The organism is Acidisoma sp., from assembly GCF_965199065.1.
In the GTDB taxonomy this organism is placed as follows: Bacteria; Pseudomonadota; Alphaproteobacteria; order Acetobacterales; family Acetobacteraceae; genus Acidisoma.
Window position 1 is genome coordinate 1,102,368 of sequence record NZ_CBDAQN010000001.1, and the last position, 12,182, is coordinate 1,114,549.

The following is a 12,182-nucleotide window of genomic DNA, read 5'->3' on the forward strand; positions in this document are numbered from 1 at the left end:
GAACATGCTGTCTCGCCTATCGATCACCCGTCAGTTCATCTTGCTCGGCGTCGTCGGCGTGATGATTACGCTGGTGACCCTCATCGTCGGGTTGCTTGCGATTTATAATGTCGCGCTGGACGCGAAGAAGATTCAGATCAAGAGCATGGTCGAAGCCTCGGTCTCTTCCACCGAGGGGTTCGTCAGGCTCGCGGCCGAGGGCAAGCTGACGACGAAGGAGGCGCAACGAGAAGCGCTGATCGCTGTCGGCTCTGCCCGCTACGACAACGGAGACTACTTCTTCATCTACGACGAGACGGGACTCACGATCGCCCATCCAAACAAGAAGTTTATCGGCACGAACCGCTACAATATCCGCGACTCTTTCGGCCGGTTGACGAACGCGCCCGTCATTGACGGAGCGAAAGCCGGCCATCCGGTCTTCAACACATATTTCAATCCAAAGGCTGGCAGCACCGTCCCCGAGCCGAAGATCTCCTATGGCGAGGCCGTCCCCGAGTGGGGCTGGGTCATCTGCACCGGCCTCTACGTCGATGATCTTAAGGCGGCTGTACTTACGCATCTTTTCAGCGTTCTGGAGATCATCGTCCCGCTTCTCGTGATCTTCATTCTTCTCTTCGTCTTCCTTGGGCACGCCGTGTCCGGGTTGCTCGGAACCATGAGCAAAAGCCTGCAGCGCATTGCCGGCGGCGCCTACGACGCCGAAATTCCCGGTCTTGATCGGCGCGACGAACTCGGACGGATGGCGGCGGCTGTCGGTGTGCTCAAGGAAGCCTCGATCGAGAAAAAGCGTCTGGAGCTTGCCGCGGAGGCCCACCGGGTAGAGGCCGAGAGTATCCGCAGCCAAGCCGATCGCGAGCGCGCGGATGCCGCGCGGGATCTGTCCGTCGTGCTGCAATCGGTGGCGACGGGGCTCGAAAAACTATCGGCGGGCGACCTCGTTTTCCGCCTGACGACGCCCTTCATCGGCGCCTACGAAACGCTGCGGACGAACTACAATGGCGCGATGGACAAGTTGCGGGAGACGGTCGCGGCGATCGCCGAGACCACCCGGGCGGTGCGCTCCGGCGCCGGAGAGATCACCCATGCCTCGGATGATCTTTCGCGCCGGACCGAGCAGCAGGCGGCGAGCCTGGAAGAAACCGCCGCCGCCCTCGATCAGATCACGGCCACGGTGCGTAAGGGAGCGGAAGTCGCGCAGGAAGCGCGTCTGCTGGTGACGACGGCCAAGGCGGATGCCGAGCGCGCCGGCGTCGTCGTGCGGGATACGGTCGGCGCGATGACCAGCATCGAGGACTCGTCGAAGAAGATCGGCAGCATCATCGGAGTGATCGACGAAATCGCCTTCCAGACCAACCTGCTGGCGCTGAACGCGGGCGTGGAGGCGGCACGTGCGGGCGATGCAGGACGAGGCTTCGCGGTAGTCGCGAGCGAGGTGCGGTCTCTGGCGCAGCGGTCCGCCGAGGCCGCGAAGGAGATCAAGGGGCTGATATCCGAGTCGAGCCGGCAGGTCGTGACGGGCGCTACTCTCGTCGGCGAGACCGGGACCGTGCTGCAGCGCATCGTCGACCACGTGATGAAACTCAATTCTCTTGTGGGCGAAACGGCGGCTGCGGCGCAGGAGCAGGCTATCGGGTTGAACGAGGTGAACACGGCCATGAACCAGATGGATCAGGTCACCCAGCAGAACGCGGCGATGGTCGAGGAGGCGACGGCGGCGAGCCACAGCCTGACGCGCGAGGCCGATGACCTCGCCCGCCTGATCCGGCAGTTCGATGTTGGCGAAGCCTCGGGGCACCCCGCGACGGCCTCCCGTGCTGGCACGGCGGCGACCCAGCGGCCCGCGGCGCGCCGCTTGCAGAGCGCCGACGCGTGATCCAAGACCCTGTCGCGAATGCGGCGGTCACACCCCGAGCGGCGCCAACCGGATGGCGGGCACCATCTCGCCCACATCGCAGGCCGGGGCAAAGGGCGGACGGATGATCAGCGCATCGGCCTCCGCCATCCGGCTGATCATCCCGGAATCCTGCTTCGCGTAAGGCTCGGCGATCCACTGCCCATCCACCTGGGTCAGCAGCGAGGCGCGGATGTAGTCCTCACGCATATCGTTCGCCGCCAACGGCGCTCCGAGACGCACCGCCTCGGCCAAGGGCGGATCGCCGGGCAGGCCCGAGAGCTTCGCGATCGCGGGCAACAGGAACAGGATCGCGCAGACGATGGCCGACACCGGGTTGCCCGGCAGGCCCAGCATCGGGACCTCGCCGAGTTTGCCATGCATCAGCGGCTTGCCGGGCCGCATGGCGATCCGCCAGAAGTCCAGCACCATGCCGCGCCCGGCCAGCGCCGCCTGCACCAGATCGTGGTCGCCGACGCTGGCGCCGCCCGTCGTCAGCAGCATCTCGGCGCCTCGGGCCGCGTCGGTCGCGGCAGCAATGGCGCCGATATCATCGCGCGCGGAGGGCAGCATCACGGGCTCACCCCCGGCCACGCGCACCAAAGCCGCGAGCGCCGGCCCGTTCGACGATACGACCCCGCCCGGCGGCAGCGGCTCACCGGGCAGCACGATTTCGTCGCCGGTGCTGAGGATGACGATGCGCGGCCGGCGATGCACGGCGAGCCAGGCGTGACCGCCCGCCGCCGCCAGACCGATGCTGCGCGGGTTCAGCCGCTTGCCGGCCGGGATGAGCGTTTCCCCGGCGCGGAAATCCTGCCCCATGCGGCGGATGTGGCGACCCGGCGGGGTTGCCTCGTTTAGCGTCACTACGCCGTCGCTGAGGGTGGCGTTTTCCTGGATGAGGATGGCGTCGGCGCCACCGGGCACCACGCTCCCGGTGAAGAGCCGCACGGTCTCGCCCGGCTCGATCCTGCCGTCGAAGGGATGACCGGCTGGGGCGGCGCCGATCAAGCGCAGCCGCGCGCCTGCGGCGGCATCCTCGGCTCGCACCGCGTAACCATCCATCGCCGAGACATCGGCGGGTGGATTGCTGTGGCGCGCAATGACCGGTGCGGCGGTCACCCGGCCCACGCCCTCCATGAGCGGTACGATCTCGGGCGCTGTCGGGGCCAGCCCTGCCAGTATTCTCGTGCGCGCTTCGGTCACGGAGATCATGGCGCGCGGAAATCGCCTGAGGCGCCCCCCGATTTCGCGACGACACGCAAGCCCTCAACCACCATCCCACGATCGACGGCCTTGCACATGTCGTAGACCGTAAGCGCCGCGACCGAGGCGGCCATCAGCGCCTCCATCTCCACGCCGGTACGCCCGGTGGTGCGGACGGTCGCCGTGATTTCCACGACCGACAGTTCGGCGTCCGCCACGAGATCCACGGTCACTGCCGCTATCGGCAGCGGGTGGCAGAGCGGGATGAGGTCGGCCGTGCGCTTGGCCGCCATGATGCCGGCGAGGCGCGCCACGCCGAGCACGTCGCCTTTCTTGGCCGTGCCGCTCAGGATAATCGCGAGCGTCTCGGGCAGCATGGTGATGCGGGCGCGGGCAGTTGCTTCCCGAACCGTCTCCGGCTTGGCCGAGACATCCACCATGGCCGCCTGCCCGGCGGCATCGAAATGGGTCAGGCGGCCTTCGGACGCCATCATGCCGCGTCCGCGGTTCGCTCCGGCCCGATCAGATCGCGCACCGCCTGGGCGACATCCGTCTGTCGCATGAGGCTCTCGCCGACGAGGTAACACTGCAGCCCGGCCTCGACGAGACGCCGCACATCTCCGGCATTCTGGATGCCGCTCTCGGCGATCAGGAAGCGCTCGGGCGGCACCTGAGGGGCAAGATCGACCGCCGTTTGAAGATCAATTTTCAACGTCTTGAGATTGCGGTTATTTATCCCGATCAGCGGCGTCTCCAGCCCCAGCGCGCGGCGTAATTCATCCTCGTCGTGCACCTCGGCCAGCACGTCCATGTCGAGGGCGCGGGCCAGTGCCTCCAGCTCTCGCGCCTGATCGTCGGAGAGGGCGGCAAGGATGAGCAGGATGCAGTCCGCGCCCATCGCCCGGCTCTCGTAGACCTGCCAGGGGTCGAGGATGAAATCCTTGCGGAGGACCGGCAGCGGCACCGCCGCGCGTGCGGCCATCAGATGTGCGGGCTCGCCCTGGAACCACGTCCTGTCCGTGAGCACGGACAGGCAGGTAGCGCCACCATCCCGGTAGGCCGAGGCGAGCGCAGGGGGATTGAAGTCCGGGCGGATGAGCCCGCCGGAGGGCGACGCCTTCTTGATCTCGGCGATCAGCGCGACCCGGTGCAGGTTGACGTGATCCATCAGGGTGCGCCCGAAGCCGCGCGGCTTGGTCTGGCCCGCGATCTTCTGCTTGAGCATTTCCATCGGCATCGACGCCCGCCGCCGGGCGACGTCCGCGCGGGTGTCGTCGCAGATTTTGACCAGAAGGTCGGGGACCTGGGAGTTCATTCTAGTTTGGAGCCTCTGGCGTCACTGCTTCGGAACCGCTGGGATAGAGGGCTGGCTTTCTCGCCGCAACGTCTCGAGCGCGCCCGCTGCCCGCTGGGCATCGATCGAAGCGGCGGCTGCGGCCACGCCTTCCGCCAGAGTTGGAACGGCGCCGGCCACCATCAAAGCTCCCGCCGCGTTCAAGATCACGGTATCGCGGTAGACGCCGCGCTCGCCCGCCAGCAGGCGCATGAGTGCCGCCGCATTGGTGGCTGCATCGCCGCCGCGCAACGCCGACAGCGGCGCGGGCGCGAGGCCTGCCTCCTCGGCGTTCAGCGTCATATCCCGCACCACCCCATCGCGCAGCACCGCCACGTGGTTGACGCCGGCGAGCGTCAGCTCATCGAGCCCCTGGCCATGCACGATCCAGGCGTCCCGGGTGCCGAGGCGCCCGAGCGCTTCCGCCACCGGCCGCGTCCACTGGCGCGCGAAGACGCCGGTGAACTGGCGCTCCACACGGGCCGGGTTCGCCAGCGGTCCCAGCAGGTTGAACAGCGTGCGGGTGCCGAGTTCCGCCCGCACGGGCGCCGCGTGCCGCAGCGCCGGGTGATGGGCAGGCGCGAACAGGAAGACACAGCCGGTCTCGGCGAGCAGGCGCTCGAGCCGGTCGGGCGGCAGAGTGACGTTGACGCCCAGATGTTCCAGCACGTCCGCCGCCCCGGACTTGGAGCTGAGAGCACGATTGCCGTGCTTGGCGACCGGCACGCCGCAACCGGCGACGACGAAGGCGACGGCGGTCGAGATGTTGAGCGTGCCGGCCTCGTCGCCGCCGGTGCCGCAGACATCGATGGCGCCCCTGGGCGCCGCGATCGCCACCATGCGGCGGCGGAGCGCGCGGACGGCGCCGACCATCTCCGGCACCGTTTCGCCGCGAACGCGCATCGCCATCAGCAGCCCCGCAATCTGCGCGTGGGTCGCGTCTCCGGTCATGATTTCGGTGAAGGCGGCTTCGGCTTCCGCCTCGGTCAGGCTCTCACCGCGGGCGAGCCGGGCGAGAAGCGGCCGGATCACGCCGGTCAGGCGGCCCGCCCATGAGCGCCTTCGGGAGCGTTCCGGCCACGCGCCAGCCCGAGGAAATTGGCGAGGATGGCGTGCCCATGCTCGCTCGCGATGCTCTCCGGGTGGAACTGCACCCCGAAGATCGGCAGGGTGCGGTGGCGCAGCCCCATGATGATGCCATCCTCGGTGAAGGCGGTGGGCGTGAGGGTCTCGGGCAGCGTTTCGCGCTCCACGATCAGGCTGTGGTAGCGCGTGGCGTCGAACGGCGAGGGCAGCCCCGCGAAGATATCAGACTGACCGTGCCGGATGGCGCTGATCTTGCCGTGCATCGGCGCGGGCGCGCGGATGACCTCGCCCCCGAAAGCCTGCCCGATGGCCTGATGGCCGAGACAGACACCGAGGATCGGCACCCGGCCGGCCGCGGCGGCGATGAGGTCGAGGCAGATGCCGGCCTCATTCGGCGTGCAGGGGCCGGGCGACAGCACGATGGCTTCGGGCTCGGCCGCGAGCACCTGCGCTACCGACACCGCATCGTTACGCCAAACCTCGCAGGCGGCGCCGAGATCGCCGAAAAACTGCACGAGGTTGAAGGTAAAGCTGTCATAGTTGTCGATGAGCAGGATCATGCCAATATTATCGTCTGCCGAGCAGGCAGGGTCAATCAATGGCAGGGCGGCTGGGCTCATGAACTTCGCCACATGGTTGGGGCGCCTGGGCCACCGGCCGCCACGCAAGGGGCACCACATGGACATCGACACGATCTCGAAAGCCTACCCGGTGAGCTTCACCGATGCCGAATGGCGCGCGCGCCTCTCACCCGAGCAGTATCAGGTTCTGCGACATCATGGCACGGAGCGGCCGGGCAGCTGCGCGCTGCTGCGCGAAAAGCGGCCGGGCACGTTCGCCTGTGCCGGATGCGGCAATCCGTTGTTCGAGGGCGCGACCAAGTTCGAGAGCGGCACCGGCTGGCCGAGCTTCGATGTACCGCTCGAGGGCGCGGTCGAGACCACCGAGGACCGCACCCTCGGCATGCTTCGGACGGAGGTTCACTGCAGCCAGTGCGGCGGTCATCTCGGCCACGTCTTCCCGGACGGGCCGCCGCCGACCCACCAGCGCTACTGCATGAACGGAGTGGCGCTGACCTTCACCCCGGCTGAAGCGAAATAACGTTCTGCGGACGATTTGGCGTCACCGCCGCCGCCACTGCGACGGACCGAAAAGGGGCAATGCGATGCCCCTTTTTTGTGGCCGCTCATGCGCGACCAGGCCGCGCCGGTCGATCCCCGGCGGTTAAACGTTTCGTTCATATCACGCCTGTATAACACGGGAATCGACATCTGATATTTGGGACGTCAACATGGCCCACGGCCGCTGCCACCGAACAATGCCGTTCAAGAAGGCCTAGCCGTGGCAACGCAGCCTTACGTCAGGCCTCCGACGATCCATGACGTGGCACGGGTCGCCAAGCTCTCCAAGTCCACGGTGTCCAACGTCATCCGAAATGCCGTCGGCGTGCACCCTGCGACGCGGGAGCGCGTTCAGGCGGCCATCGTCGAGTTGGATTATCAAACGAACATTGTCGCCCGCCAGCTCGTGCAGCAGAGGACGTCGATACTCGGCATCGTCATCGGCGACCTTGCCGATCCTTTCCAGGCCGAAATAGCCAAGTTGATCGGCGGCTTCACCGCAGCACTCAGCTATCAGGTGATGTTCTGCAACGCGCCCTCGGATGGCAACCCCGAGGCCGAGGGCATCCGCCGCATGTTGGAGCACCGGGTTGCCGGCTTGCTGTTTCTCTCCTGCCGGGCCGCCGCCGAGCAGGCGCGCCATCTCATCGGCAGTCGCGTGCCGTCGGTGTTCGTCTGCTGCAGCGCCGGCTGGGGCGATGTCGTTTCGATCGACGAACGCGCCGGCGCCCTGACCGCGATCTCCCACCTGATCGTGGAAGGTCATCGCGCCATCTGGCACCTCGCCGACGCGCCGTCCGACAGCCGCTATGCCTGCGACCGCGAGCTTGGCTATGCCGATGCGATGTTGGCTGCCGGGCTCCAGCCGAGAACGCTGTGCATCAGCCGCGACGGAGAGACGGCGACGATCGGGGGCGTCGCCATGCCGATTGCCGATGTCCTGCTGGGGGACGAGCGCCCGACCGCCGTCTTTGCCGTCAACGACATGCGGGCATTGCAGATCATGCAAATAGCCGAGCGGCTCGGCCTCGGCGTTCCGGACAAGCTGTCGGTTCTGGGCTTCGACGATGCGGGCAGTGCGGGGCACGGCCGCATGGAGCTTTCGACTATCGCCCAGCCAAAGGAGCAGCTCGCGCAACTGGCGGTCGATACCCTTGTCCGCAGGATAGCCGGAGGCGCGGGAACGGAACCGGCCCGCCACCTCCTCGGGTTTCAGCTCATGCTTCGCCGCTCGACCGCCACACACCATCAGGCAACAGAGCGTCTGGAGAGCTTTCCGGCGCTGCTCTCCGCCTGACGGTTTGCGCCCGCCACGATAACACCAAGGATGCCAATGCCCGCCATGGCATCGGGTCCCAGGCCCGGCAGGCAAGCCCCGAAGTCGACGGCAGCACAAGGACCGGCGGCATACCGGCCGGCTGCAAATCAGGCGGCAGCGGCCCATAGGGGATGCGCCCCGTTGGCAACCCCAGGTATTCCGCCGCCGCTCGCTTGCTGTTGAAGGCGAGCAGGCGCGGGCGGTAGCGCCGCATCGCTGCCGCCAGCCGCGCCCGGTCGAAGCCTTCGCGAGGCAAGGCCTCATCCTGACCCGAGGCGCTCTTGCAGACATCGGTCAGGCCGATACCGAGGTCTGGCAGACGCGGAAACTCCTCCGGCCGAAAGCGGTGCGGGGTCAGTCCCGTCTCCGCCAGCACGCTCCAGAAGCGGTTGCCGGGATTGGCGTAATATGCGCCGCGCGCGGCGGAAATAGCGCCGGCCGCCGTGCCACAGATGACGAGGTCCAGTCCGGGCCGCAGCAGGTCGGGCAGGATGTCGGGTGCAGGTGCCAGTGCAGGGAAAGCAGGGCTCAGACAGTCGCTCATCGGCTCATAGTAGCGCGGGCAAAACGCTCCGCCACCCTCCCTCGTCCTCCTTGGCATCAGGCCCGTGCGTGCCACCTCTGCCTGAAGATCGATGGTAAGGAACACCGCCATGGAATGCCGCCTCGACAAGCAGGTTGCGATCGTGACCGGAGCCAGTTCCGGCCTCGGCTACGCCTGCGCCGAACAGCTCGCCGACGCCGGGGCCGCTGTCGTCATCAACTACCACTCGCAACCCAAGCCGGCAGAAGAGCTGGCGAGCCGGATCAAGGCTGCCGGAGGCCGCGCGATTACCGTCGGCGCCGACGTTTCGCAGGAGGCCGACGTCGCCAGCCTCTTCGCGAAGACGCTGGAGGCTTTCGGCGGCGTGGATATCCTCGTCGCCAACTCCGGCATGCAGAAGGATGCGCCACTGACGGCGATGACGCTCGATCAGTGGGAGGCCGTGCTGAAGGTCAACCTGACGGGCCAGTTCCTTTGCGTCCAGACGGCTGTGCGGCAGTTCGAGGCCCAGGGGGATCGTGGCGTTTCGCGCGCGCGGGGCAAAATCATCTGCATGAGTTCGGTTCATCAGGTCATCCCCTGGGCGGGGCACGTGAACTACGCTGCCTCCAAGGGCGGCATCATGATGATGATGCAGACGATCGCTCAGGAAGTCGCGGAGAAGGGCATCCGGGTCAACGCAATCGCACCCGGCGCCATCCGCACCGCCATCAACGCGAGCGAGACCGAGGGCGAGAAAGGTGCGGCATTGCTGAAGCTCATCCCCTACGGCCGGATCGGCGTCGCCGAGGATGTGGGAAAAGCCGCTGTATGGCTCGCCTCCGACCAGTCCGACTACGTCGTCGGCACGACGATCTTCGTCGATGGCGGCATGACGCTCTACCCGGAATTCCGCGGCAACGGTTGACGGCCCTGCTGGCTTGCCGGAATTCGCCACGGCTGCGTTGACGCGACCCATTCTCGCGCGCGGGCCTCGGGATCGGCGTTCCGCAGCACGTCGGTGACGACGGCGGCGCTGTCGGCGCCAGCCTGCAGCACCTCCCGGCCCCGATCTGGTGTGAGGCCGCCGATGGCGACCAGCGGCGTGTCGCCCACATGCTGCTTCCAGTCGCCCACGCGGGAAACGCCTTGCGGCGCCCAGGCCATCGCCTTGAGGATGGTGGGATAAACCGGCCCCAGCGCCACGTAGTCGGGCGCGACGGACAGCGCGCGATCCAGTTCCGCCTCGTCATGCGTGCTGACACCGAGCCGCAGCCCGTGGCGGCGGATGGCGGCGACATCGGCGCCGTCGAGATCCTCCTGGCCGAGATGAACGAAGTCGCAGCGCTCATCGATGGCGATCTGCCAGTAGTCGTTGACGATGAGTTGCGCCCCGGCAGCGGCGCAGAGATCGCGGGCGGTGGCGATGTCGCTTCGCACCAGAGCCTCCGGCTGGTCCTTGATGCGTAGCTGCACCAGCCGCACGCCTTGAGGCAGCAGGCGGGGCAGCCAGCTTGCCCGGTCGACGATCAGATAGAACGGATCGAGCCGCATCAGAGGAAGGCCTGCCCGAGCAGGGGCGTGGAAGGCACCGCCATGTCACGCGGCAGCATGGGTTCGGCGAGGAACGCCTCGCGCCCCGCCTCAATCGCGTGAGCGAAGGCTGCCGCCATTCTGGCCGGCTCGCCTGCCCGGGCGACCGCGGTGTTGAGCAGGATGCCGTCATAGCCGAGTTCCATGGCCTGAGCCGCCTGCGAGGGCAGGCCGATACCCGCATCGACCACCAGCGGCACATCCGGGAAATGCGCCCGCATCGCGCGCAGCCCGTAGAGGTTGTTGAGCCCGCGCCCGGACCCGATCGGCGCGCCCCACGGCATCAGAACGCGGCATCCGGCATCGAGCAGGCGCTCGCCGACCACGAGGTCCTCGGTCGTGTAGGGGAAGACCTCGAAGCCATCCGCCGAGAGGCTGCGGGCCGCTTCGACGAGGCCGAAGACGTCGGGTTGCAGCGTGTCGTGGTTGCCGATGACCTCGAGCTTAATCCAGTTCGTCGCGAACACCTCGCGCGCCATCTGCGCCGTGGTGATCGCCTCGCGCGCGGAGTGGCAGCCGGCGGTGTTCGGCAACACGCGCACACCCAGTTCGCGGATGAGCGACCAGAACGCCTGGCCGGCGCGCTCCATGCCAGACTCGCGGCGTAGCGAGACGGTGACGACCTCGGCCCCTGAACGGCGGACGGCGTCGGCGAGGATGGCCGGCGAGGGATACTGCGCCGTGCCCAGCAGCAGGCGCGAGGAGAGGGTGACGCCATACACTTCCATCTCAGCCTCCCCGCATTGGCGCGAGCAGTTCCAGCCGGTCGCCCTCGGCCAGCATCAGCGACGGCCGGCTGCGCGCCGGGGCGAAGTCTCCGTTGACAGCGGTGGCTACCACGGCGCCGCCGTAGCCCAGCTCATCGAGCGCGTCGGCGAGGCTCGGCCCCGCGATCTCACGCGGTTCGTTGTTGACGAGGATTTTCATCCATCACCTCCGGATATTGTATGCCGTGCAGCAGCACGTCGGCGGCGCGGCGGGCGAGGGCAGGCGACAGCAGGAAGCCGTGCCGGAACAGGCCGTTGACCGACAGCCCGCTGCCATCGACGCGGATGCGCGGCAGGTTGTCGGGGAAGGCGGGGCGGGCATCGGCGCCCATCTCCAGGATCTCGGCCTCGGCGAAGGCCGGATGCAGCGTGTAGGCGGCGCTGAGCAGTTCGACGACGGAGCGTGCCGTCACCCGGTGCCGCTCGCCGCTTTCGACCATGGTCGCGCCGACCATGAAGACGCCCTCGCCGCGCGGCACGACATAGAGGGGAAAGCGAGGGTGCAGCAGCCGCACGGGGCGGGACAGGCTGATGGCGGGGCAGCGGAGGATGAGCATCTCGCCCTTGACCCCGCGCAGATCCGGCAGGCGGTCGGTGCCCGCCAACCCGCGGCAGTCGGCGATGAGATCGCGGCTCGGCGCCGCCAGGTCGACCGTCTCACCGAAGCGGATGGCGACGCCGCGCCCCGCCAGCGTTTCGGCCAGCGTCGTCAGCGCCCGCCGAGGGTCCAGATGCGCCTCGCGCGGGAAGAAAAGCCCCTGGCGGAAGCGGCCCGCGAGGTCGGGCTCGAGCGCCGCGATGCCGTCCGCATCGAGACGCTCATGCTCCGTGGTGCGGCGGGCGAAGCGTTCGAGGTCCGGCGCGTCGCGCGCGGGTGCGAGCACAAGGCTGCCGCGCTGCACCGTGCCGGGGTAGTTTCGCGGCCAGTAGTCCAGCGCTTCCTGGCCCAGCCGCGTTACCAGCGGCTCGGCGCTTTCGGCTTCGCACCAGGGGGCGAGCATACCGCCGGCGTAGCGCGAACACGCGCCGGCGCCGAGGCTTGCACTACGGTCGACGACGGTGACCTCAGCGCCCCCCTCCGACAGAGCGAGGGCGGTGGTGAGCCCGGCGATGCCGGCGCCGACGACGGTGACGCGCATGTCTTGCCTCACGCTTCGGTCGGGCGGCGGAGGGGGGTGGACCGGCACGGACGGGTGCGGGGGTTCGTTCCATCCCTTCGCCAGCATGACCTGGATCAGGTTGTAAGGGTCGCCGGGATGCGGTGTTCCGCGCTCCGGCCTCTCAGCCCCTTCTCGGGGCTCCCCTTGGTGCTTTCCGTGTAGTCCTGGCGGCGCGCCGGGT

The 12,182-nt window shown here is 68.0% G+C and carries 14 protein-coding genes and 1 riboswitch; of the genes, 4 read left to right on the forward strand and 10 right to left on the reverse strand.

The features are described from left to right. The first annotated feature begins 4 nt into the window (after positions 1-4). Entirely contained in the window at positions 5-1,876 is a 1,872-nt protein-coding gene (locus ACOEQ1_RS05155; RefSeq protein ID WP_419758142.1) for a methyl-accepting chemotaxis protein, read from the forward strand. Between the two features lie 27 nt (positions 1,877-1,903). Here the strand turns inward: ACOEQ1_RS05155 and glp are convergent, their stop codons facing one another. Genes glp through ACOEQ1_RS05180 form a run of 5 tightly spaced genes read right to left on the reverse strand, consistent with a single transcriptional unit; the run spans position 1,904 to position 6,079 of the window. Further along, a complete protein-coding gene (gene glp, locus ACOEQ1_RS05160) occupies positions 1,904-3,109 on the reverse strand; it encodes a gephyrin-like molybdotransferase Glp (protein WP_419758143.1) in 1,206 nt (401 codons plus the stop codon). Further along, a complete protein-coding gene (gene moaC / locus ACOEQ1_RS05165) occupies positions 3,106-3,591 on the reverse strand; it encodes a cyclic pyranopterin monophosphate synthase MoaC (protein WP_419758646.1) in 486 nt (161 codons plus the stop codon). The genes glp and moaC overlap by 4 nt, the downstream gene beginning before the upstream one ends. Next, positions 3,591-4,415: an indole-3-glycerol phosphate synthase TrpC gene (gene trpC / locus ACOEQ1_RS05170; RefSeq protein ID WP_419758144.1), complete on the reverse strand. Its 825-nt coding sequence runs from the start codon at positions 4,413-4,415 to the stop codon at positions 3,591-3,593. Before trpC ends, moaC begins: the two co-directional genes overlap by 1 nt. Positions 4,416-4,436: 21 nt before the next feature. Then, positions 4,437-5,465: an anthranilate phosphoribosyltransferase gene (trpD, locus tag ACOEQ1_RS05175; RefSeq protein ID WP_419758145.1), complete on the reverse strand. Its 1,029-nt coding sequence runs from the start codon at positions 5,463-5,465 to the stop codon at positions 4,437-4,439. A 5-nt stretch (positions 5,466-5,470) separates the two neighbouring features. After that, a complete protein-coding gene (locus tag ACOEQ1_RS05180) occupies positions 5,471-6,079 on the reverse strand; it encodes an anthranilate synthase component II (protein WP_419758647.1) in 609 nt (202 codons plus the stop codon). 118 nt (positions 6,080-6,197) lie between these two features. On the opposite strand from ACOEQ1_RS05180, the gene msrB reads away from it, so the two are divergent. Together msrB and ACOEQ1_RS05190 are read left to right on the forward strand one after the other, a co-directional pair. Next, complete coding sequence (msrB, locus tag ACOEQ1_RS05185; RefSeq protein ID WP_419758146.1) at positions 6,198-6,620, forward strand: peptide-methionine (R)-S-oxide reductase MsrB; 423 nt, start codon at positions 6,198-6,200, stop codon at positions 6,618-6,620. Between the two features lie 240 nt (positions 6,621-6,860). Beyond that, positions 6,861-7,937 (forward strand): LacI family DNA-binding transcriptional regulator, encoded by a 1,077-nt coding sequence (locus tag ACOEQ1_RS05190; protein WP_419758147.1) that lies wholly within the window; start codon positions 6,861-6,863, stop codon positions 7,935-7,937. Here the strand turns inward: ACOEQ1_RS05190 and ACOEQ1_RS05195 are convergent. Then, positions 7,858-8,502, reverse strand: a complete 645-nt coding sequence (locus tag ACOEQ1_RS05195) for a mismatch-specific DNA-glycosylase (protein ID WP_419758148.1) — start codon at positions 8,500-8,502, stop codon at positions 7,858-7,860. The two genes, ACOEQ1_RS05190 and ACOEQ1_RS05195, sit on opposite strands and share 80 nt — an antisense overlap. Positions 8,503-8,611: 109 nt before the next feature. Here ACOEQ1_RS05195 and ACOEQ1_RS05200 point away from each other — a divergent pair, with 109 nt between their 5' ends. Further along, positions 8,612-9,409, forward strand: coding sequence for a glucose 1-dehydrogenase (locus tag ACOEQ1_RS05200; protein WP_419758149.1), 798 nt, complete (start codon positions 8,612-8,614; stop codon positions 9,407-9,409). On the opposite strand, the gene ACOEQ1_RS05205 is transcribed toward ACOEQ1_RS05200, so the two are convergent. The 4 genes from ACOEQ1_RS05205 to ACOEQ1_RS05220 are packed head-to-tail and all read right to left on the reverse strand — an operon-like array spanning position 9,382 to position 11,980. Continuing rightward, the gene (locus ACOEQ1_RS05205) at positions 9,382-10,035 is read right to left on the reverse strand and encodes a thiamine phosphate synthase (protein WP_419758150.1); all 654 of its coding nucleotides are present in this window, start codon (positions 10,033-10,035) and stop codon (positions 9,382-9,384) included. The two genes, ACOEQ1_RS05200 and ACOEQ1_RS05205, sit on opposite strands and share 28 nt — an antisense overlap. After that, the gene (locus tag ACOEQ1_RS05210) at positions 10,035-10,802 is read right to left on the reverse strand and encodes a thiazole synthase (protein WP_419758151.1); all 768 of its coding nucleotides are present in this window, start codon (positions 10,800-10,802) and stop codon (positions 10,035-10,037) included. The genes ACOEQ1_RS05205 and ACOEQ1_RS05210 overlap by 1 nt, the downstream gene beginning before the upstream one ends. Before the next feature lies 1 nt (position 10,803). Next, a complete protein-coding gene (gene thiS, locus ACOEQ1_RS05215) occupies positions 10,804-11,001 on the reverse strand; it encodes a sulfur carrier protein ThiS (protein ID WP_419758152.1) in 198 nt (65 codons plus the stop codon). Beyond that, positions 10,970-11,980 carry an FAD-dependent oxidoreductase gene (locus tag ACOEQ1_RS05220; protein ID WP_419758153.1) on the reverse strand — a complete coding sequence of 337 codons (1,011 nt, stop codon included), beginning with the start codon at positions 11,978-11,980 and terminating at the stop codon, positions 10,970-10,972. Before ACOEQ1_RS05220 ends, thiS begins: the two co-directional genes overlap by 32 nt. 55 nt (positions 11,981-12,035) lie before the next feature. Beyond that, a riboswitch (TPP riboswitch) is annotated at positions 12,036-12,156 on the reverse strand. Positions 12,157-12,182: the final 26 nt, after the last annotated feature.